This window comes from Nitritalea sp. (genome assembly GCF_054166705.1).
The window spans coordinates 1-19,220 of sequence record NZ_JBSZCV010000012.1 but is presented as its reverse complement, the minus strand read 5'-3'; the positions used below and the strand labels follow the sequence as shown (position 1 = coordinate 19,220).

The window sequence follows — 19,220 nt, the reverse complement described above, 5'->3', positions numbered from 1 at the left end:
TCTATAACCACTTAAAACGGCAATCTGAATCCTCATGAGAGCGCTTACAGAAACCGAAATTCAAACCATCCGAACAAGGCTCGATCGTTGTTTGATTGCATATCAAGAAATCTACGATGAGTTGTTAGATCATTATATCTCGGCTTTAGAACAAGTCCCGTCTGAGGGATTTTTACAAAAGAAAGAAGAACTAGACGATACTTTTTCTTGGTCAGTTATCAAGGTGATGGAAAAAGAATTGGAAAAATCTGCTTGGAAGGAGTTTTTACGAACCGCTCGATCAAGCTATCAAATCTGGACCTTGGGCTGGAAAAAACTTGTCATCCTCCTACTTGTAGGTTTACTAGCTATTCCAGTATTTCAGTTTTCAGGACCGGAAGGGACTTACATCGCTTCTGTTTTGATACTGTTTTCTTTGGTAGGCTTTTCTATCTATTATAATAAAAGCAAATATGGATTTAGCTGGTCTTTAGCCCCAAGCGAGCATAAACCTAGATACGTCTTAGCCAATCAGTTTTTCGGCTCTCATGTATTCATCTTTGGGATCACCAATTTATTCGCTCAATTGATACCAATATTACTTAAAAATACCCCCTATGCTTATTTGACCCCTTACTTCTTGGTCTCATGTAGCATTCTATTACTCGCTTTCTGTTGGGTGACTTTCAATGCTACCAATCTCAAAACCTTAAAACTGATAAAACCATGAAATTGAACCAGGGCCAAATTGATATCATCAACAAAGAGCTTTCAAAAGCTAAAATATACTATTGGGACATTCAGAATGAATTGTTAGACCATATTGCCTCAGAGACGGAGCAATTGATGAAGAAAGGATTGGATTTTGACACGGCATTTTATCAAGCCCGCCAAAAGGTAAATCCTGAAAAATTCCAAATGAATGTACTCATGGCTACCCATTTGTCAAAAATGAAGTCAATTTTCAAATCGTTCTTTGAACCGATGATTTTGATCAAGTCTCTCTTGCTAGCTGCTTTGATCATATTAGTGGTGAACGGTACTGGCCTTGAAATCCCTTTTACCATCAAATGGATGAAAATCTCCTTCATGGTCCTCATCAGCTTTTTGATTGCATTGACTTTCAAAAAGAAACTGATACAAAACTCAACTATAGTCGCCTCTTGGAACTCTTCTTGGTTGGTTTTCTCCTTAATGTTGCCGGTAACAAATTATGATTTGCTTCTCAATCTAGGGTGTACCCCTCCTACCATTTTGAGGTTAAATACATTTTGTATTTCTTTTCTATTTATCATTGGATTTACGATGACAATCCGTGAAATTCAAAAATTGAAGACTGTATGAAAATTTCCCCAAAAGAAAATCAATACCTTACTTTTCCCATAATTGATAAGTGGAAGGATGGCGATATGGTGGAAGACGTTAAACCTATGCTTTATTCCCTATTCAAACCAAGCATTCAGACGTACCTCGGTTCTTGGTTTAAATATAACCCACAAGACATCAAAGGATCTCTTTCCATTCCAACTTTAATTATTCAAGGAACCAATGACTTACAAGTTACGGTAGATGAAGCAATAACTCTAGCCAAAGCACAACCAAAGTCGACTTTAGTTTTCATTGAAGATATAAATCATGTTTTGAAAATAATAGATGAGGATCCTCAGAAAAATGCTGCTTCTTATAACAACCCTGATTTACCTAACTCAGAAGAGTTAATAAAGTCAATTATCGAACATATTTATAGCAAATGAACTAAATATTTCCCACATGCTTACGCTAATTGGAATAACATTAATCAGCTTCGGTTTTTTGGTGAAGGCCTTCCCAAAATTAATTTCGGGTTATAACACCATGTCCCAGCGGCAACAGGAAAATATAGATATAGAAGGTTTGTCGACCTTCATGAGAAATACTTTCTTGGCTATGGGCTTTTTGGTGGTGATGGGCCATATGCTTTTGAAAGCAGTAAATCAACCGACTTTATCGGACTATTTCGCTCCCTTGGTGATTGTAGCAGGAGCAATTGTTATGGTTGTCAAAGGAAGGCAATTTGATCATAACCCAGAGAAGTTTGTCAATTCTAAGTTTAAAGTACTATTTACCGCTCTCGTTCTAATGGGCGCCTTGATAAGCGTTATCTATGGCATCCTTCCATCCCAACATGAGATCAAGCAGGAATCGGTGACCTTTTCCGGAGCCTATGGCACCGAATTAAAATTTTCAGAGATCGACTCCATCGCCTTAACCGATCGGATCCCAAAAATACTTTCACGTACCAACGGATTAGGTGTCGGCCAAATCAAAAAAGGAGCCTTCCGTATAGAAGCTATTGGCAAAGCACACTTGCTGGTACATGCTTCATCAGGCCCCTACCTGGTGATCACCACCAAGTCCGGAGAAACGATGATCGTCAACTATAAAAACAAAACGAAAACAGATCAAATCTACAGGGAAATACAAGCTAAAATTTAACGTGTTGTACTTGTAAATAACGCCAATCTGAACCCCATGAGAGCACTTAATGAAACCGAAATCCAGCTGATCAAAGCACGACTCGATCGTTGCTTGATTGCGTATCAAGAAATCTACGATGAGTTGTTAGATCATTATATCTCGGCTTTAGAGCAGGAATCAGCAGAGAATTTTTTGAAGAAGAAAGAAGAACTGGACGATACTTTTTCTTGGTCAATTATCAAGGGAATGGAAAAGGATCTTCAAAAAATGGCTTGGAAGGAATTTACAAAGGTAGTGCTATCCAGTTTACAGCTTTGGAAATTAGGCTGGCTTAAAGTAATCGCAATCCTCCTCGTTTCCATAGTAGGCTATCTGGCTTTTTTGTATGCAGGACCAGAGTACTTTTATACAATTTCATTAATTAGTATAGGAACGCTATTGGTAGCGATCATTTATCATCACAGAAAAGACATTGGATTTAATTACTCCTTAGACCCCTCGAAACACCAACCGAAAAAAGTGCTTCAAACAACTATCTTTTTCTCATTTGTTTTTGCTTTTAATCTGATCAACTTATTTGCCCAATTGATCCCCAAACTGCTCAATAATTCCTCGTATGAGCAATTTGCTCCTATAGTTTTCCTGATTGCGGGATCGCTTTTGATTGCCATGTCACTGACAATCTATCAGTCTATCAATCTAAAAACGTTTAAATTGATCAAGCTATGAAACTATCCAAAGACCAAATCGAACAACTCAAAAAGATGATTTCCCGCAAGGGTTACCCATACATCGATGTACAATACGAGATTTTAGACCATGTGGCCTGCAAGATAGAAGAACTGATGGCACTTGACCCCAAACTATCCTTGGAAGCTGCCTTTGCCAAGGTACATGCCTCCTTTGGGATTTTCGGGTTTTCAGATTTGGAAGAGTCTTACCTAAAAATGATAGAAAGACGGTTTCGAAGATATTATTGGGAGGAAATCAAAACTGTTTTTAGCGGCGTTAAAATTTTCATTCCACTAGGGATTGGGTTGGCCATGTATCAAGCCTCCTTATTGGTTCCTGATCTCAAAACATGGTATTTCATCATGATTGCCGCCTTGCTTATACCGATGGTCGGGATGTTTTTCAACTACCGAAAACAGCATGCTAAGTACAAGCAATACGCATCGTATACAGCTCAAAACGTACTTTTCGTGTACTTCAACCTAGGACTACAAATCTGCCTACAGGGACGTATCTTCCTCACCAATCCTGAAAACCTGTTCGACTCCATCTTTACACAGGTGTTTTTCGGTTTGATCATAGCCATTATGGCCTTTTTGTTTCTTAGCTTCTTCTTTCTGCCCAAGGTTCTCAACAGAAATATCGCGGAAACAGAAAAGTTGGTAAAGTTGTATGGAGAGGTGGGGAAGGAATCCTAAAATGTAATTTTTTTTCCATCTCGCTTTTTAAGGAGAGCATCTCCTAATGGAAAACTTTTAAAAAATTAAATACTGATCCTAAAAATATTTTGGCCTACGGCCAAAAAACAAAAAATCTCGCCCACTTTTTGTTCAGCGCCCAATCAGAATTTAACCCTTTTCACTATGCACCGCGCTGTACGTACCCTTCTGCTCATCACCAGCTTGAGCCCCATTACTGCCGCTTTCGCTCAGCAGGAACTCCAACAAGAAAATCGACAGGAAAATCGAACCGATATGCTGCTCGAAATACGCAAACTCAGCGGCCAACTCGAACTCCTGCAGCGAGAAAATGAAACCCTACACCAAAACCTCGACCTTACCAGCAAAAGCCTCCAAGAACTCATCCGAGATAAAAATGTCTCCGATGAAACCCGCTATGCCCTCTTGAAATCAGGGATCAAGCAGGAAGTAGCCCTCTACCGCAAACTAAGCGAACAGACGATCCACCTCAAGTCAAGACTCACCGACCAAGAGTACCAAAGCTTTATCCTCTCACTCGGAAGCATGGAGGCCAGCCCCCTAGGTTTTTCCTTCGAAGAGGTCCTGATGAACACGATTAAACAACATGGTGTCTTCGAGTCTAAAGCAAAAATCGACCGCTTCCTCGCCGTCGGGAGCTCCCTGATCCAAAGCCCCATCACCGCAGCACTCCCCTTCGTCTCCCAAGCAGTGGCCGCCTCTAACGCACTGCTAAACGTGGCCTACACCTCCATGATGACCGAAAAAAAACCGGACTTCAACAAACTGCAGCAACTGGAAACGGACCTGATGCGCTACCTACACTACTTCTCGGCACTAGACCGCGCGAATGCGAGCCATGCTTCCTCCCAGAGCGCCAGAATCGACCAGGTAGAAAAAATTCAAACTGAACTTAGCCTCCGCCTCCAGCAGGATAGCCAGAAACTCGGCATGCCCCTCCCCAAAAGAGAACCCTCCGAAAACATCGACGACTACCTGAACCGCAGCATGCTTTCCTTTAAGCCCGATCGCCTGGACGCCCACTTCCTGGCTTTGGAAAACAAGTACCGACTCCCGGACGGACGGGTCAACTATGCCTCTCTCCTGCAGCGTGAGGAAGGACTAAAAGCATTTCATGCCCAGGCCAGTAATTTGGTGGACCTCGGCAAGCGCTTTATCGTTTCCTATGAAGCCTACATGGAAGCAAATGACCGCTACCACAGGGAACTGCTGGATGCGCTGGCTTTGGCGCACGCCAATAAAATCATCCAGGCCCGAAAAATCAATGGATTGGAAGAGAGCCCAGAACAGCGCTATTCTGCCATACGCCAGCAACTCAGCCAGAAAAAAGCACTCCGTGATCAGGGCATTCGGAATAGCATCAATTTACCCGATCTCGCCTGGCAGATCGAGCGCACAGAAGAACTGCGCTACTACTAGTAAGGCAAGCGAGCCCTGCTTCAAAAGCCGCCTTGGAACCGCTTTGGCCAGACTAATAGCCATATTTACCCTTCCAGCGGGCAGCTAAAAAGCGGCGCAGCTCCTGTTCACGGGGATTTTCGCCGGGGGTATAGAGGGTTTTGCCCGATAGGGCCTCCGGCAAAAACTCCTGCTCGGCAAAATTTCCCGGAAAATCATGGGCATAGCGATAGCCAGCCCCATAGTTTAACTCTTTCATCAGGTGGGTCGGCGCATTGCGCAAGTGGAGCGGCACAGGTAAATCCCCCGTCTCCCGCACCAGCTGCTGGGCCTGATTAATGCCCACATACGCCGCATTACTCTTTGGCGAGCTCGCCAAGTAGGTCACGCACTGCGCCAGCGGAATCCGAGCCTCCGGAAAGCCGATGACACGGACAGCGTCCATACAAGACATGGCCAGCAGCAGCGCATTTGGATTCGCATTTCCGATGTCCTCCGAAGCCAAAATAACCAATCGCCGCGCTATAAAGGTCACTTCTTCACCACCCTCTATCATGCGGGCCAGCCAGTAAAGTGCCGCATTCGGGTCCGAACCCCGAATCGACTTGATAAACGCTGAAATAATATCGTAATGCTGCTCACCATCTTTGTCATACAAGCTGACATGGCGCTGAGCCACCTCCATGACACGCTCATTTTTCAACAGACAAGGGGTTTCCGTGCTGGCCTGCACCACCAGCTCGAAGAGGTTGAGCAGCTTTCGCCCATCCCCGCCCGATAGCCGAAAAAGTGCCTCCGTCTCTTCCAGCTGCACCTTTCGGGAGCGAAGATACGGATCCCGCTCTAGGGCCTGTAGCAGCATTTTTTCCAGGTCCTTCGGTCCCAAAGCCTTCAGTGTCAGCACCTGGCAGCGCGACAGCAAAGCGGCATTTACCTGGAAAGAAGGGTTCTCTGTAGTGGCACCGATTAAACGAACCTGGCCCTTTTCTACGGCCGCCAACAGCGCATCCTGCTGCCCCTTGTTAAAACGATGGATCTCATCGATGAACAGAATAACCCCTTGCTGGAACTTGGCCTTGGCGATTACCTCGCGGATATCTTTCACCCCCGAGCTGATCGCGCTAAGCGTATAGAAAGGCAGCTTCACCTCATTCGCAATTACATTCGCCAGCGTGGTTTTCCCTACACCAGGAGGCCCCCAGAGCAGTAGCGAAGGCACTTGCGCACTGCGAATCGCTCGATGCAGAAAAGCCTCCGGCCCCGTGAGATGCTCCTGCCCGATAATTTCCTCCAGGCGGCTAGGGCGTAGGCGTTCCGCCAATGGGGCATCAGGATTCGCGTACATCTTGCTCCTCCTCTGCCAGTTGCTTCAGCACACGCGCCAACTGCTCCACGTGCGCATCCTGAATATCAAGATGAGTCACAAAACGCACTTGCTGCGCACCGAATTTAACCCCATAGACACCATGAGCCGCCAACTGCCGCAAAAAATCCTCTGGCTTACGATTCGCTAAGCGGGCGATTACGATATTTGTCGCTACAGGCAGCACCGCCTCCACAGCCGGATACTCCTGAAACAGCTTCCCAATAGCCCGCGCACGGGCATGATCTTCTGCCAGGCGCTCCACATGGTGCTCCAGTGCATACAATCCTGCCGCTGCAAGCATGCCTGCTTGGCGCATGCCACCACCGAACACTTTGCGCACCCTGCGCGCCCGATGAATAGTCGCCCCATCCCCGAGGAGAACAGAGCCCACAGGACAGCCCAGCCCCTTGCTCAGGCAAATAGAAATGGTGTCAAATGCAGTCCCCCAGGCATGTTCAGCCTCTCCAGAAACCACTAAAGCGTTAAATAAGCGAGCGCCATCGAGGTGAAAGGCCAAACCCTTCGCGGCACATAGGGCACGAATAGGCTCCACCTCGGCCAAGGTATATACGGCACCTCCCCCTTTATTCATCGTGTTTTCTACCGCTACCAGGCTCGTCTCTGGCGCATGGACATCATCTGGATTAATAGCCGCCTCCACCTGCTCCGCAGTAATTTTGCCGAAGGCACCCGGCAGTAAACGTACGGAACTATGAGCGTTCGCCATGATCCCGCCTCCTTCGTACAGATAAATATGGCTATCCTGATGACAAATTACCTCCTTTTGGAAACCGGCATGCAAGCGGATCGCGATTTGGTTCGTCATGGTCCCAGAGGGACAAAACAAGCCCGCCTCCATGCCAAAGCGCTTGGCAAGCGTCTCTTCCAGGGCCCGGACGGTCGGATCCTCTCCGAACACATCATCCCCTAAGGGTGCCTCCCACATGGCCTGCTTCATGCCTGCTGTAGGTTGCGTTAGCGTGTCACTGCGTAAGTCTATGCGCATGTTAATTCTTTTTTAATTGAATAAACCGGGCCTTACTGGAGCCCTCTTGCCAAAGTTCCTGTATGGCTTTTCCCGCTGCCGCAGGTCGATCGGTAGCGATGATATCTCCCCCCGCATGTACCAGCTCTTGGTAAATCTGGTCTCCTCGCGCCTCTGCACGGCGATCTAAATTCCCCATGGTTCCCGCTATGGTGTACACCCCTAAAGCATGCAGCATGGCGTAGTGCTCGGGTTCCTGTGCACGGGTACCCGTAAAGGCGATCCAGCGATCCACCGGAATGCCCGTAGCTTGCATACGTGCTAACTCCTCCTCATTTCGAATGGTCACCGATAGCATTAAGTCTGCATCTAGGGCATGTACCTCCTGCGCATCAGCGGCAGAATAGGTAATGACGGCAGCATAGGGATTAGCCCCTGCATCCTGAATGGCAGCCACGACACGGGAAAAAGGCACTCCCCGCTTCACATCCACGGTTAAAAGGGCCTTGCCGCGCGCCCACCTTAAGGCCTCCTCGAAGGTCGGAATCTGAAAGTCAGTCTCCTTACCTGCAGCGTCTACTAAGCGAAGTGCCCGCAGTTGCTCAAAAGTCATTTCCGCCACAGCCCCACTGCCATTCGTCGTACGATCCACTGTCCGGTCATGCATTAGCATCAACACGCTGTCAACGCTCATCACAACATCAAATTCGATGATGGCAGGCACCTGTTCGATGGTGTGCTGAAAGGTTTCGATCGCATTTTCGGGAAAGCCGGGTGCGGGCCCGCCACGATGGGCAGAAACGAGTGGAAGCCGGTCCATCGTACGCTGATAAAACACCAGCGTCTCCTGAAAGTCAGCCAGTTGAATCCGATTTTCAGTTGCGGAATCTATCTCAGTAAGCAGCCCTTCTGCCGATGCTGAATCAGCAGAACGCTCTGAGGAACAGCTCTGAAGAAGAAAAACGGCCAGCAGCATGAAGTACATGCCACCTCGCATCTCATTGATTTTTTTCATATGGGATAAATTTGCTTTGGCCTTCCGGCCAAAAGAAACGCATACATTATTTTTTAAACCAGAAGCCACCTCCACTGCGTCGGTTAAAGGCCTCTTCCATGTCCTGAATCTCCAGGTTGAGGGCCTTCGTACTGATCAGCACCTCTACTAAGGAGATGCCCAAAGATACCAAGAGTGTGAACATACTCATAATAAAAATGGTGGCAGCGGCAAGTTCCGCTTGGATGTAGATAAAAAACATGCAAAGTACACAGAGTAAAAAGCTCACCATGCCACAAACCTGCATCCACTTAATGAGTGAAAGCCTGCGCTTTAGGTTTTGGATCTGGTCGATGAGTAGGTTTTCTTCCGGATTCTCGAGGTATTTTTTATGTAGCCCCCGAATGAGGCTGGCGATCGCTAAAAAACGATTCGTAAACGCCAGCATCATCAGCGTAATGGCCGAAAAAAGTAAAGCAGGTGTAGACAGTTGTAGTTCCATAGCTCCAATGTAGCTAGAATTCACATAAGAACAGGCGGGCTTCGCTAGTAAATGCACAGCGAACGGATAAAGCGAAGGGTAAAAAGGAAGCAATAGCTAGAAACACAAAAACCCGATCGCTCGGGTTTTTGTGTTTCAAAGATATTTTTTACGCTGACAGTTGACCGATGACCACCAAGTTTTCTAAGGTAGGAGATGCGCTCCCTCCTTTCGGTTCGATGGTGATGGCGAAGGCCCCTGCTTGCGCTACGGCATTCATCTGCTGCAGGCTAAACTTTTGCTCGGCATTAACTAGGCCGATCCCCACAGGTCCTTCATCGCCGATTGCCCATAGTTGGTAATCTTGCTCAGCGTCCAATGCTGCGAGTTGATTGACGGAGATAAAGACTTGCTCACGCTCCGCATCCCACCAAACATCTACCTGTGCCTCTTTTTGTATTTCAAAAGGTTCACCTTTCATCGGAATGCGAGAGAAGTTACCGGCAAGCAGCGTTTCCAGCTGCGTACTGGTTTCCTCGAAATTCACTTTATACTGCTCGGCGGATTCCGCTAGAACACTTTGCTCCTGAAGGAGTGCCGTGAAGCGGTTTTCTACGTCGTAATATTGTGTAGCGAAGTAAATCGCGAATACAGAAGCCACGACTGCTATTAAGGAGGCTGCGGCCGCATAAGCCTTCCATGGCTTCATACTCACCACAGGAGTTTCCTTCGTAGCAGAATCCTGCTGAGGTGATTCTACTGTAAGAGGTATCTCATTTTTACCCTCTTTTGATTTTGGTGCTTCTTCTTTTTCGATCGCATCTAAGGAATCGAAAATCTTGTTTTTCACAGACAAACTCGGTTTGACGGCAGCTTTTTGATCAAAGGCCTCCATCGCAAGTTCTATCTGTACCAGCTCTTCTCTAATTTCGGGATAAAGTTTCGCTAAGCGAACCACTTCCTCTCTTTCCCGCTCACTGAGCTCTCCTAACACGTAGAGCTCAAGCTTCCCTGACGATATGTAGGCTTGGATGTCCACTAAATTCTTTCTAAGTTCTTTTTTAATACACTAACAGCGGATCGGATACGTGATTTGACCGTACCTAAGGGGATATCGAATTCTTCAGCTATTTCAGAATGCGTATACCCTTTGAAATAAATACAATCAATGACGAACTTTTGCTCTTCATTCAGTCGATGCAACAGGTCTCGTACGCCGATCCCGTCCACAATTTCCTGAGTACCCGATTCACTTTCAATACCATATACGTACTCATCGATGGTATTGGTCTTACTGCTTTTCGAAAATTCTTTACTCCGTGTTTTATCGATCGCTGCATTCCTGCATATGTTCGCCATCCAGGTGTAAAGTCTTCCTTTTTCTTCGCTGTAGCTGTCTATCTTACGGGTGATTTTAATAAAAGCATCGTGGAAGACCTCTTCCGCGATATCTTTATCTGTAATTATTCGTGATATGACAGCAAATAGGGCGGCCGAATACTTGTCATACAAGTATTCTATCGTCTTGCGGTCTTGCGCCCTAAGTCCTGATATTAACTGATCCTCTTCCAAAAGATTCAATTTGGTTGGTTCTAATACGTTGCTGATCTCTCCTACTTCTTGCATAACAACGGAGTGGAAACGCAAGAAAAAGGAAAAATGTTTGTAGTAAAAGTAAAGTTATCACCCCACTTTTCGAGATGAAAGTTCCGCATTAATAAGGAGATAATCAAGCTATTTACACATAAGTCCTAAAATAGCTTGCAGGACAGCATCTCCATAACGCATAAAAGGCCACGATGGGCCTTTTATGCGTGAAGAAAATACGTAACGTTAAGCCCTTAGGCAATCTAAGCCATTAGAGGTGAATTACTTCATCGTAAGCCGCTGCTGCTGCCTCCATGACCGCTTCAGACATGGTCGGATGTGGATGAACCGTCTTAATCAGCTCCATACCTGTGGTCTCCAGCTTACGGATCGCCACGATCTCAGCGATCATCTCCGTAACATTTGCTCCGATCATATGAGCACCCAGTAGTTCTCCATACTTCGCATCAAAGATCAGCTTCACAAAACCATCTTTGGCGCCAGCCGCAGAGGCTTTACCCGAGGCAGAAAACGGAAATTTACCGACCTTCAACTCATATCCAGCCTCTTTCGCTTGTGCTTCTGTGTAGCCTACGGAAGAAATTTCGGGGATGCAGTAGGTGCAGCCTGGGATATTATTGTAATCTAGGGCCTCTGGATGGTGGCCTGCGATCTTTTCTACGCAGATGATCCCCTCTGCAGAAGCCACATGCGCGAGAGCAGGACCTGGCGTCACATCCCCGATCGCGTAGTATCCTGGCATATTGGTTTTATAGTACTCATCCACCTGGATTTTCCCTTTTTCCACTAAAATCCCCACATCTTCTAAGCCGATATCTTCTACATTTGACACCACGCCGACAGCAGACAGCACCTTATCGCATTCGATGACGCTCTCATTGCCTTTTTTATCTTTAACGGTCACCTTACAGCCTTCACCCGAGGTATCCACTCCTGTTACTTCCGTGCTGGTCATGATCTTGACACCGTTCTTCTTATAGATTTTCTCCAGGGCCTTCGAAACTTCCACATCTTCATTCGGCACGATGCGATCCATGAACTCCACGATCGTCACCTCAGTACCGATCGCATTATAGACATACGCAAACTCCACGCCGATAGCCCCAGAGCCTACGACAACTAGTTTCTTGGGCTTATCTTCCAGCACCATGGCTTTTCGGTACCCGATAATTTTTTCATTATCAATCTTTAAGGCAGGCAGCTCGCGCGCGCGTCCACCGGTAGCGATAATGATATGCTCCGCACTGTACACAGTCTCCGCACCATCTTCAGCTGTCACCGATACTTTTTTACCCGGCTTCACCCGACCCCAGCCGATGAGCTGGTCGATCTTGTTTTTCTTAAACAAAAACTGAATACCCTTCGACATGCCTCCTGCTACATCGCGGCTACGCTTCACCATGGCCGTAAAGTCCACCTCCGCATCCTGCACCTTAATACCATAGTCCTTCGCATGGTTGATGTATTCAAAAACTTGTGCACTTTTAATCAGTGCTTTCGTCGGAATACAACCCCAGTTCAAGCAAATCCCTCCCAGTTCAGCGGCTTCTACCACCGCAGTTTTTAAGCCCAGCTGGGAAGCACGGATCGCCGCCACATAACCGCCGGGACCAGAACCCACTACTATTACATCGTACTTTGTTGAAGACATATCTTTAAGGTTTATAAATTTCTCAGGTATGCAAAAATAAGGTTTTTAGGCTGAGAAAAAAACAGAATCTCCTTTTTCGCGCATAGCGCAAAGCGCTGAATCGTAAGGATATTTTAAATTATAAGCGATTACACATTTTTTCACCCAAATCTATAATAAACTCCCTCGAAAACAAAATAATCGATGGATCCTACTGCTTTCCACCTTGAAAATAGCGAAAACAGTCCTCAGGAGACGAATTCATTTACAGGAAAATGCTTAATTTTGACCCTTACACCTATTACGTAAAATTTATGGGACTTTTAAGTGGAAAAATCGCCCTGATCACAGGGGCTTCAAAAGGAATCGGACGTGCGATCGCATTAAAATACGCCGAAGAAGGCGCTCACGTGGCCTTCACCTACCTCTCCAGCGTGGAGAAAGGAGAAGCACTAGAAGCTGAGCTCCGCGCTTTCGGTGTGGAAGCCAAAGGTTTCCGATCCGATGCAGCCGACTTCCAAGCAGCTACCCAGCTGATTGACGACGTCGTCGCGACCTTCGGAGGACTCGATATCCTGATTAATAATGCCGGTATCACGCGAGATAATCTCCTGATGCGCATGACGCCCGAAGCTTGGGATGAGGTGATGACCGTCAACTTAAAATCTTGCTTTAACACCGTGAAGGCTGCTACGCGCACCATGATGAAGGCGAAAAAAGGGTCCATCATTAACATCACCTCTGTAGTGGGTGTGAAAGGAAATGCCGGACAGGCGAACTATGCCGCTTCCAAAGCAGGCATCATCGGCTTTACCAAATCTGTAGCCCTCGAATTAGGCTCCCGAAATATCCGTTGTAATGCCGTAGCGCCGGGCTTTATCGAAACCGAGATGACGGCTGTCTTGGATGAAAAAACCGTTCAGGGCTGGCGTGATGGCATCCCGATGAAGCGTGGGGGAAGACCCGAAGAAGTGGCAGAAGCCTGCATTTTCCTCGGCTCTGACCGCAGCTCCTACATTTCAGGACAAGTGCTGCAAGTGGACGGCGGTATGCTTACCTAAGCGCCTTGAAACACGCCGCCACCCTCTGCTGGGCTCCTACTAGCCGGACAGCTTAAGCGCTGCGCAGAAGGTGGCGGCATTATCCTTCCCTCATTTATGGGCCTTAAGGGCTTGTGCCAAAGTTCACTTTGCCGCAGGCAAGCCCCAGCATACGATCACTCTACTCCTCATGAAAACGCTCATCAGCTTTTTAATCCGCTACATTCCACGCCCTTTTTTACAGCGTGTGGCGGGGATCGGTACTAAAATTCTCTCGATAGGCTACTACGGGCATGCTGTGGTCTGCACCATCTGCGGGAGTAACTACCGTAAGTTCCTACCCTACGGAAGAAAAGCACGTGAAAATGCGCTCTGCCCACACTGCCTTTCCTTAGAGCGGCACCGGCTGATGTGGCTTTACCTACAGGAAGAAACTTCTTTTTTTACTGAGCCCTTGCGCGTGCTACACGTAGCTCCAGAGCACTGTTTTATCCGGCGTTTTGAGGGACTTACGAACCTCAACTACCTGACTGGGGATCTGGAAAGCCCACTAGCACAGGTGAAAATGGACATTCACGCCATCCCTTTTCCTGACGATAGCTTCGATGTCGTCATCTGCAACCATGTCCTCGAGCATGTAACCGATGACATTCAGGCCTGCCGAGAAATTCACCGTGTCCTAAAGCCGGGCGGTTGGTCCCTGCTTCAGTCGCCCGTTTACGACATCGCGCATACCTACGAAGATGCCAGCATCACCCGGCCAGAAGAGCGTGAAAAGCATTTCGGACAGCGCGACCATGTGCGTAAGTATGGAAAAGATTATGCGGAAAGGCTTCGTCGCTCTGGACTAAAAATGGAGGAAAATGACTTTGTGCAGCGCTTACCGCAGGAGATCGTAGAGCGCCATGGGTTGCCTGCCCAAGAAATACTTTTTATCGGCCGAAAATAAACAATCCCTGCTCAAGTCCACTTCTCCGGAAAAGATACCGTAAAGGGACTTGGAAGAAAAGAAAACCGCCGCGCGAGGAGCCCATAAGCGATCCCGATTCCATAACTGATCAGTTGGCAGGCCCCCACGAGCGGGGCTAAGCATGCCCGTGTCATTTGGCGCTCGCGCCAAAGCCCCTCTCCCAAGCCTGCTAGCATCCAAAGCCCCAGCGGAAGGGCTGCGATTCTAAAAAACAGGGGGCTGATCGGCCAGGCAAACAACTGTGTAAGTGGAATTCCCACACATAATAGGAGCAGGTAAAGGAAAAAAAAGAGGGGAAAGAGGTGTACGATTTGGATGGCACCCGGGTGATAGCGCGAAACATTTACGCGATTTATGCCGAAGCTATAGCACTGGCGCAGGAAGCTGGAGAAGGACTCTCGGCGGCGATGGTAGACATAAGCCTCGGGAATGAGGCCGACCCGATAGCCTGCTTTTTTTAGGCGGATGCTAAGCTCGATGTCTTCTCCTTGGTTGGGATCGCGAAAGCCCCCTGAGGCATGAAAAACAGAGGCTTTAAGTCCCATGTTAAATCCCCTGAGCTGATACTTACTTTTATCCTGAAGCTTTCCACGAATGCCGCCCGTCGTGAAAGTAGCCTGCATGGTGAAGGCCGTGAGCTTTTGGAAGAAGCTAAAGTCCTCGCGACCACGGTCAGGGCCTCCAAAGGCGTCCCAATCCTCCTTTTGAAGTGCCTGCTGGAGTTTTACAAAAAAATTTTCGGGTAAAAGTACGTCAGAGTCTACCGTGAGCAGGTAATTTCCCTTTGCCCGCTGCATGCCTGCATTGCGCGCGAAACCCTGCTTGGAATTGGGAATCCGCAAGTAGTGGACCGGAAACTCCTGTGCAAAAGCCTCGGCCACCTTCTCGGCGCTCAGTGTGGAACCATCTTCTACCACCCATACCTCGAAATCTCGGAACTGCTGCATGCGCAGGCTTTCCAGCAGCGCACGCAGCTCATCCGGCCGGTTATAGACCGGGACGATCAGCGAAAAGAAGACCGCTGACTGCCTCATGCATTTACTTTTTCATCGACAGTGTATTCTTGCTTGGTGGCATTTTGGGACACCACCATTTCGGCCATAAAGCCAGTCAGGAAGAGCTGTACCCCCACGATCAGGGCCACGAGTGCCAAGAAAAACAGCGGCTGATCTACGATTTCGCGCACTTTTAGGCCCTTGTACAGGCCGATGATTTTTTGGAAGATCAGATACAGCGTGATCGTAAAGCCACTTAAAAAGGAAACGGTTCCCAATGCACCAAAAAAGTGCATCGGCTTCTTTTTATACCGGTTCACAAAGGAAACCGAAATCAAGTCTAGAAATCCATGCAGGAAGCGTTCGAGGCCGAACTTACTGACACCAAAGCGACGCGCCTGATGGCTTACCACCTTTTCCCCGATGTGTGTAAAACCCGCCCACTTCGCAATCAGCGGAATGTACCGGTGCATTTCCCCATAGAGGTGAATGTTTTTCACCACTTTACTGCGATAGGCTTTTAGGCCACAGTTAAAATCGTGTAGCGGAATGCCCGAAAGCTTACGGGTCACCCAGTTGAAGAACTTAGAAGGAATGGTTTTCCCGATCGGATCGAATCGCTTTTGTTTCCAGCCGGACACCAAGTCATAGCCCTCTTCTGTGATCATGCGGTGAAGGGCGGGGATTTCCTCAGGACTATCCTGCAGATCAGCATCCATCGTGATCACCACTGCACCCTGAGACACTTTAAAGCCCAGGTCCAGGGCGGCGGATTTACCAAAGTTGCGACTGAGACGATAGCCTTTTACCTGCGGGTGCTGCGCAGCCAGCTCCTGGATGACGGACCAAGTGCTGTCCGCGCTGCCGTCATCGATGAACAGAACTTCAAAGCGGCGATTTTCGGCACCAAGTACTTCGAAAATCCAGCGGCAAAGCGCCGGAAGTGATTCTTCTTCGTTATAAGCAGGGATGACGATGGAAATATCCAGGGATTCAGGCATCAAAAATCTAAGCTAGTATCTTTTTTTCGTAAAATGAGGGCGAGGAGCAGGGCGAAAAGGCCATCGATTAACAGTCCGATACCGTAGCCACGAATGAGGCCCAGAGGACGTAAGCCTGCCAGGGTCCCCTCCTCCAGCTCACTCAGTTGGGCAGAAGACATATCTCCGGCACGGCCGAAGCTTTCTAACGCGTCCACCATTGTCTCCAAGGTTTTCTGAGCCACAAATTCCGCCGATTTAGGATCGATCACGTTAAAAATAAGCATCTGCGCCAAGGTTCCAAATAGAGACGTGACCGCTAAGGAGACAAAGGCAAATTGAAGACTTTGACCGTAGGTCGCAAAGCCCCCCATTTCCTCTTTACGCCATTTAAAGCCATAGACCAGCAGCGGGGTCACCGCTAGGGCAAAGGTCAGCAGGCCGCGGTAGGGCTTTACCAAATGAATGGGGTCGAGTGCATAAAACACGAAATAAAGTGCCATGACCAAGATACCACCTACCACACCGGGAGTAAGTGCGGCCTTAGCGGGAGAAGGAGTTTGTAGATCTTCCATATTAAAGTGGTTTATTTTTACGCAAAATAACCGCAATTACAATAGTATAAAATAGTCCCGGAAGGACTTTCCAAATAAATTCGTTCAGCGCTAGGTCGGCACGAGTCAAGTTACGAACACTTTCCAGCGTCACGTCATAGGATTCCTGTCCTAGCTGGTTGACGATCTGCTCTTCCGTCGTAATCAGCGCGGCGATCTTTGCCTCCCTCACCTCCTGAAAGAGGTCGGGATCGAAGCTCATGGCCAAGAAGATGGAGTAGGCACTAAGCATTGCCACGAGCATATACACCAGAAAGCCCATGCTCATACCCTGCGCGAATGAGAGGTATCCGCCATTTAGGTAGCGCTTCGTGTAGATAAGTGCGATTAAGATAAAAAAGGGCAGCGTCACGAAGCCGAAGAGCTGGCTCATCTTCGTGGGCTCAAAATCCATCCAGTAAAACACATAAAAGGCGATAGAGGAAAAAATCCCCCCCATGATCCCGAATACAAGGCTTTGTTTAAGATACGACATCTGGTGTTACGATAATTCCTTTGTGGAGCAAAAGCCTGACGGCACCCTTCAGGGTTTGCCCGTAGTAGGGAGAATTCTTAGATTTAGAAAGATTGGTGGTGGCATCGAAGGTCCAAGTGTCCTCTGGATCCCAGATTGTGAGGGAATCTAGCCTGTCCGGCGTGCTTGGCGTCTGTCCGAGCACTTTAGCCGGTCCTGATGTTATTTTTTCGATCAGCAGAGGCCAGCCGAGTCGCTCCGCGAGGCGCCCGAGTGCTGGCGCAAAGGTCTGTATGCCCAGCATTCCGAACGCGGCATAATCGAATTCGAGCACTTTGGCATCCGCTTCATGCGGCACATGGTTGGAGACGAGCGCATCGATGGTCCCATCGAGCAGGCCTTCTAGTAGCGCCTCTTGGTCCGCCTTTGCCCGGAAGGGCGGCATTACCTTATAGTTAGCATCGAAATCACGGAGGTCTTCATCTGTAAAAAGGAGTTGATAAATCGAACAGTCGGCCGTAACTGCTAGGCCATCTGCTTTGGCTTGGCGGATCAGCTGCACTCCTGCGGCGGTAGACACGGTTTGGAAGTGCAGGCGTCCGGCGGCATAGCCGCAAAGTTTGATATTTCGCTGGATCGCCAGTTCTTCGGCTAGCGCGGGGATACCCTTAATGCCTAGCTGTGTAGAGACAAAACCCTCGTGCATATGTCCATAAAGCGACAGAAGGGGATCGATACTTTGGTCGAAGCAGACGCCTTTAAATTTGGTGATGTACTGCAGCACACGCAGCAGACGGTCAGGATGATGCAGGGTGTGGAGTCCATCCCCGAAGACGCGTACCCCTTGGGCGGCGAGGTCGTGGAGCTCGGTAAAATCTTCGCCGAGGCAGTCTTTCGTCGCTGCTGCCATAACATTTAGGGTCACTGGAGAGTGAGCTGCTTTTTGTTGGACGTAGGCGATATCGTTTTTTGTTTGTAGTACCGGCTTTGTATTTGGGAGTAGGACTGCCTGTTTAAAGCCACTATGAGCCAGCTGGAGTAGTAGATCTTCGAGGGTATCTTTTTGTTCTAGTCCAGGATCTCCTGCCAGCGTGCGTAGATCGGTCCATGCTTCGGAGCCCAGGCAGCCATTTGCCTCGTAGATAGGAGTATCTGCGGGAACCCTATCTGGATACTGCTGGAGGGGGAAAAGGTGATTTCCGTCAAAAAAATAATCTTGGGGGCTGTGCACGCTTTGTGCGTCCACCATGCGTAGATTTTTTATTAGCAGCGTCATGGATCGTATATTTTTACAAAAATGGCATTTTATTCACGAATACGGAAGTATTCGGATGTAGAAATCCATGTTCATTCGCGTATGTAGGCTCCCCACCTTTTGGCTGGGGCTCTATTCAGCCTCTAAACAGGAAAAACCAAGTGGGGGCGGCACTGGCGCCCGCCCTTTGCGACGATTACCCAAACCCACATGCATGAAAAACCCGATATACATTAATATCCCAAAAAATAACGAACCCATATTTTTCGATGATCGTGGTAAATGAAATGGTTTATGTTAATTGTATATGCCCGATAATACGGCCACCGCGATATATGAAATTGTATATGCCCGGAAATACAGGTGGCCGCCCTATATGAAATTGTATATGCCCGATAATACGGGCGACCGCAAGGGTCGCCCCTACACGGCCGCCCTTTGCGACGATTACCCATTTCGACGATTGTCCTAATCCCCGAACACACCGTGATCAACAGATCTACAGAAATCCACCAAATTTCCGAATCCATAAAAAGAAACCAAACGATCATAATCGAACATTA

General features: G+C 48.0%; 21 protein-coding genes. 9 read left to right on the top strand and 12 right to left on the bottom strand.

All coding sequences use genetic code 11. The features are described from left to right. The first annotated feature begins 34 nt into the window (after window positions 1-34). The 7 genes from ACXIT9_RS09090 to ACXIT9_RS09060 all read left to right on the top strand — a co-directional run bounded on the left by ACXIT9_RS09090 (window position 35) and on the right by ACXIT9_RS09060 (window position 5,306). Window positions 35-709 carry a hypothetical protein gene (locus tag ACXIT9_RS09090; RefSeq protein WP_458055920.1) on the top strand — a complete coding sequence of 225 codons (675 nt, stop codon included), beginning with the start codon at window positions 35-37 and terminating at the stop codon, window positions 707-709. Then, entirely contained in the window at window positions 706-1,323 is a 618-nt protein-coding gene (locus ACXIT9_RS09085; protein WP_458055919.1) for a hypothetical protein, read from the top strand. The genes ACXIT9_RS09090 and ACXIT9_RS09085 overlap by 4 nt, the downstream gene beginning before the upstream one ends. Beyond that, window positions 1,320-1,733 carry an alpha/beta fold hydrolase gene (locus ACXIT9_RS09080; protein ID WP_458055918.1) on the top strand — a complete coding sequence of 138 codons (414 nt, stop codon included), beginning with the start codon at window positions 1,320-1,322 and terminating at the stop codon, window positions 1,731-1,733. Before ACXIT9_RS09085 ends, ACXIT9_RS09080 begins: the two co-directional genes overlap by 4 nt. Window positions 1,734-1,749: 16 nt before the next feature. Next, window positions 1,750-2,454 carry a DUF3784 domain-containing protein gene (locus ACXIT9_RS09075; protein WP_458055917.1) on the top strand — a complete coding sequence of 235 codons (705 nt, stop codon included), beginning with the start codon at window positions 1,750-1,752 and terminating at the stop codon, window positions 2,452-2,454. Between the two features lie 36 nt (window positions 2,455-2,490). Next, window positions 2,491-3,165 carry a hypothetical protein gene (locus ACXIT9_RS09070; protein ID WP_458055916.1) on the top strand — a complete coding sequence of 225 codons (675 nt, stop codon included), beginning with the start codon at window positions 2,491-2,493 and terminating at the stop codon, window positions 3,163-3,165. Beyond that, window positions 3,162-3,866, top strand: coding sequence for a hypothetical protein (locus tag ACXIT9_RS09065; RefSeq protein ID WP_458055915.1), 705 nt, complete (start codon window positions 3,162-3,164; stop codon window positions 3,864-3,866). The genes ACXIT9_RS09070 and ACXIT9_RS09065 overlap by 4 nt, the downstream gene beginning before the upstream one ends. A 165-nt stretch (window positions 3,867-4,031) precedes the next feature. Continuing rightward, entirely contained in the window at window positions 4,032-5,306 is a 1,275-nt protein-coding gene (locus ACXIT9_RS09060) for a hypothetical protein (RefSeq protein ID WP_458055914.1), read from the top strand. Window positions 5,307-5,358: 52 nt separating this feature from the next. Here ACXIT9_RS09060 and ACXIT9_RS09055 read toward each other — a convergent pair whose 3' ends face one another. The 7 genes from ACXIT9_RS09055 to lpdA all read right to left on the bottom strand — a co-directional run bounded on the left by ACXIT9_RS09055 (window position 5,359) and on the right by lpdA (window position 12,370). Beyond that, window positions 5,359-6,630, bottom strand: coding sequence for a replication-associated recombination protein A (locus ACXIT9_RS09055; protein ID WP_458055913.1), 1,272 nt, complete (start codon window positions 6,628-6,630; stop codon window positions 5,359-5,361). Continuing rightward, window positions 6,614-7,657: a threonine aldolase family protein gene (locus ACXIT9_RS09050; protein ID WP_458055912.1), complete on the bottom strand. Its 1,044-nt coding sequence runs from the start codon at window positions 7,655-7,657 to the stop codon at window positions 6,614-6,616. Before ACXIT9_RS09050 ends, ACXIT9_RS09055 begins: the two co-directional genes overlap by 17 nt. A 1-nt stretch (window position 7,658) precedes the next feature. Then, window positions 7,659-8,651: a glycerophosphodiester phosphodiesterase family protein gene (locus tag ACXIT9_RS09045; RefSeq protein WP_458055911.1), complete on the bottom strand. Its 993-nt coding sequence runs from the start codon at window positions 8,649-8,651 to the stop codon at window positions 7,659-7,661. A 46-nt stretch (window positions 8,652-8,697) separates the two neighbouring features. After that, entirely contained in the window at window positions 8,698-9,132 is a 435-nt protein-coding gene (locus ACXIT9_RS09040; RefSeq protein WP_458055910.1) for a DUF2721 domain-containing protein, read from the bottom strand. 148 nt (window positions 9,133-9,280) lie between these two features. Further along, a complete protein-coding gene (locus ACXIT9_RS09035; protein WP_458055909.1) occupies window positions 9,281-10,150 on the bottom strand; it encodes an anti-sigma factor in 870 nt (289 codons plus the stop codon). Further along, window positions 10,150-10,683: an RNA polymerase sigma factor gene (locus tag ACXIT9_RS09030; protein WP_040670737.1), complete on the bottom strand. Its 534-nt coding sequence runs from the start codon at window positions 10,681-10,683 to the stop codon at window positions 10,150-10,152. Before ACXIT9_RS09030 ends, ACXIT9_RS09035 begins: the two co-directional genes overlap by 1 nt. A gap of 286 nt (window positions 10,684-10,969) precedes the next feature. After that, window positions 10,970-12,370 carry a dihydrolipoyl dehydrogenase gene (gene lpdA, locus ACXIT9_RS09025; RefSeq protein WP_458055908.1) on the bottom strand — a complete coding sequence of 467 codons (1,401 nt, stop codon included), beginning with the start codon at window positions 12,368-12,370 and terminating at the stop codon, window positions 10,970-10,972. Between the two features lie 293 nt (window positions 12,371-12,663). Here lpdA and fabG point away from each other — a divergent pair, with 293 nt between their 5' ends. Both fabG and ACXIT9_RS09015 read left to right on the top strand, forming a co-directional pair. Then, window positions 12,664-13,410, top strand: coding sequence for a 3-oxoacyl-[acyl-carrier-protein] reductase (fabG, locus tag ACXIT9_RS09020; protein ID WP_458055907.1), 747 nt, complete (start codon window positions 12,664-12,666; stop codon window positions 13,408-13,410). A 169-nt stretch (window positions 13,411-13,579) separates the two neighbouring features. Then, on the top strand, window positions 13,580-14,338 hold the full coding sequence (locus ACXIT9_RS09015; RefSeq protein WP_458055906.1) for a class I SAM-dependent methyltransferase: 759 nt from the start codon (window positions 13,580-13,582) through the stop codon (window positions 14,336-14,338). An 11-nt stretch (window positions 14,339-14,349) separates the two neighbouring features. On the opposite strand, the gene ACXIT9_RS09010 is transcribed toward ACXIT9_RS09015, so the two are convergent. From ACXIT9_RS09010 to ACXIT9_RS08990, 5 genes are read right to left on the bottom strand one after another with little or no spacing between them, the layout of a single operon-like run. Then, entirely contained in the window at window positions 14,350-15,393 is a 1,044-nt protein-coding gene (locus ACXIT9_RS09010; protein WP_458055905.1) for a glycosyltransferase, read from the bottom strand. Next, window positions 15,390-16,355, bottom strand: coding sequence for a glycosyltransferase family 2 protein (locus ACXIT9_RS09005; protein WP_458055904.1), 966 nt, complete (start codon window positions 16,353-16,355; stop codon window positions 15,390-15,392). Before ACXIT9_RS09005 ends, ACXIT9_RS09010 begins: the two co-directional genes overlap by 4 nt. After that, the gene (locus tag ACXIT9_RS09000; RefSeq protein ID WP_458055903.1) at window positions 16,355-16,909 is read right to left on the bottom strand and encodes a DUF4199 domain-containing protein; all 555 of its coding nucleotides are present in this window, start codon (window positions 16,907-16,909) and stop codon (window positions 16,355-16,357) included. The genes ACXIT9_RS09005 and ACXIT9_RS09000 overlap by 1 nt, the downstream gene beginning before the upstream one ends. A 1-nt stretch (window position 16,910) precedes the next feature. After that, window positions 16,911-17,423, bottom strand: coding sequence for a DUF4199 domain-containing protein (locus ACXIT9_RS08995; protein WP_458055902.1), 513 nt, complete (start codon window positions 17,421-17,423; stop codon window positions 16,911-16,913). Beyond that, on the bottom strand, window positions 17,410-18,678 hold the full coding sequence (locus ACXIT9_RS08990) for a dihydroorotase (RefSeq protein ID WP_458055901.1): 1,269 nt from the start codon (window positions 18,676-18,678) through the stop codon (window positions 17,410-17,412). The genes ACXIT9_RS08995 and ACXIT9_RS08990 overlap by 14 nt, the downstream gene beginning before the upstream one ends. Window positions 18,679-19,220: the final 542 nt, after the last annotated feature.

Bases quoted from the DNA above. Each gene is read 5' to 3' on its own strand.
- ACXIT9_RS09075 (WP_458055917.1), top strand. From the start codon at position 1,750: ATGCTTACGCTAATTGGAATAACATTAATCAGCTTCGGTTTTTTGGTG.
- ACXIT9_RS09050 (WP_458055912.1), bottom strand. From the start codon at position 7,657: ATGCGCATAGACTTACGCAGTGACACGCTAACGCAACCTACAGCAGGC.
- ACXIT9_RS09045 (WP_458055911.1), bottom strand. From the start codon at position 8,651: ATGAAAAAAATCAATGAGATGCGAGGTGGCATGTACTTCATGCTGCTG.
- ACXIT9_RS08995 (WP_458055902.1), bottom strand. From the start codon at position 17,423: ATGTCGTATCTTAAACAAAGCCTTGTATTCGGGATCATGGGGGGGATT.
- ACXIT9_RS09055 (WP_458055913.1), bottom strand. From the start codon at position 6,630: ATGTACGCGAATCCTGATGCCCCATTGGCGGAACGCCTACGCCCTAGC.
- ACXIT9_RS09070 (WP_458055916.1), top strand. From the start codon at position 2,491: ATGAGAGCACTTAATGAAACCGAAATCCAGCTGATCAAAGCACGACTC.
- ACXIT9_RS09080 (WP_458055918.1), top strand. From the start codon at position 1,320: ATGAAAATTTCCCCAAAAGAAAATCAATACCTTACTTTTCCCATAATT.
- ACXIT9_RS09000 (WP_458055903.1), bottom strand. From the start codon at position 16,909: ATGGAAGATCTACAAACTCCTTCTCCCGCTAAGGCCGCACTTACTCCC.
- ACXIT9_RS09010 (WP_458055905.1), bottom strand. From the start codon at position 15,393: ATGAGGCAGTCAGCGGTCTTCTTTTCGCTGATCGTCCCGGTCTATAAC.
- ACXIT9_RS09090 (WP_458055920.1), top strand. From the start codon at position 35: ATGAGAGCGCTTACAGAAACCGAAATTCAAACCATCCGAACAAGGCTC.
- ACXIT9_RS09040 (WP_458055910.1), bottom strand. From the start codon at position 9,132: ATGGAACTACAACTGTCTACACCTGCTTTACTTTTTTCGGCCATTACG.
- ACXIT9_RS09005 (WP_458055904.1), bottom strand. From the start codon at position 16,355: ATGCCTGAATCCCTGGATATTTCCATCGTCATCCCTGCTTATAACGAA.
- ACXIT9_RS09060 (WP_458055914.1), top strand. From the start codon at position 4,032: ATGCACCGCGCTGTACGTACCCTTCTGCTCATCACCAGCTTGAGCCCC.
- lpdA (WP_458055908.1), bottom strand. From the start codon at position 12,370: ATGTCTTCAACAAAGTACGATGTAATAGTAGTGGGTTCTGGTCCCGGC.
- ACXIT9_RS09065 (WP_458055915.1), top strand. From the start codon at position 3,162: ATGAAACTATCCAAAGACCAAATCGAACAACTCAAAAAGATGATTTCC.
- ACXIT9_RS09085 (WP_458055919.1), top strand. From the start codon at position 706: ATGAAATTGAACCAGGGCCAAATTGATATCATCAACAAAGAGCTTTCA.
- fabG (WP_458055907.1), top strand. From the start codon at position 12,664: ATGGGACTTTTAAGTGGAAAAATCGCCCTGATCACAGGGGCTTCAAAA.
- ACXIT9_RS09015 (WP_458055906.1), top strand. From the start codon at position 13,580: ATGAAAACGCTCATCAGCTTTTTAATCCGCTACATTCCACGCCCTTTT.
- ACXIT9_RS08990 (WP_458055901.1), bottom strand. From the start codon at position 18,678: ATGACGCTGCTAATAAAAAATCTACGCATGGTGGACGCACAAAGCGTG.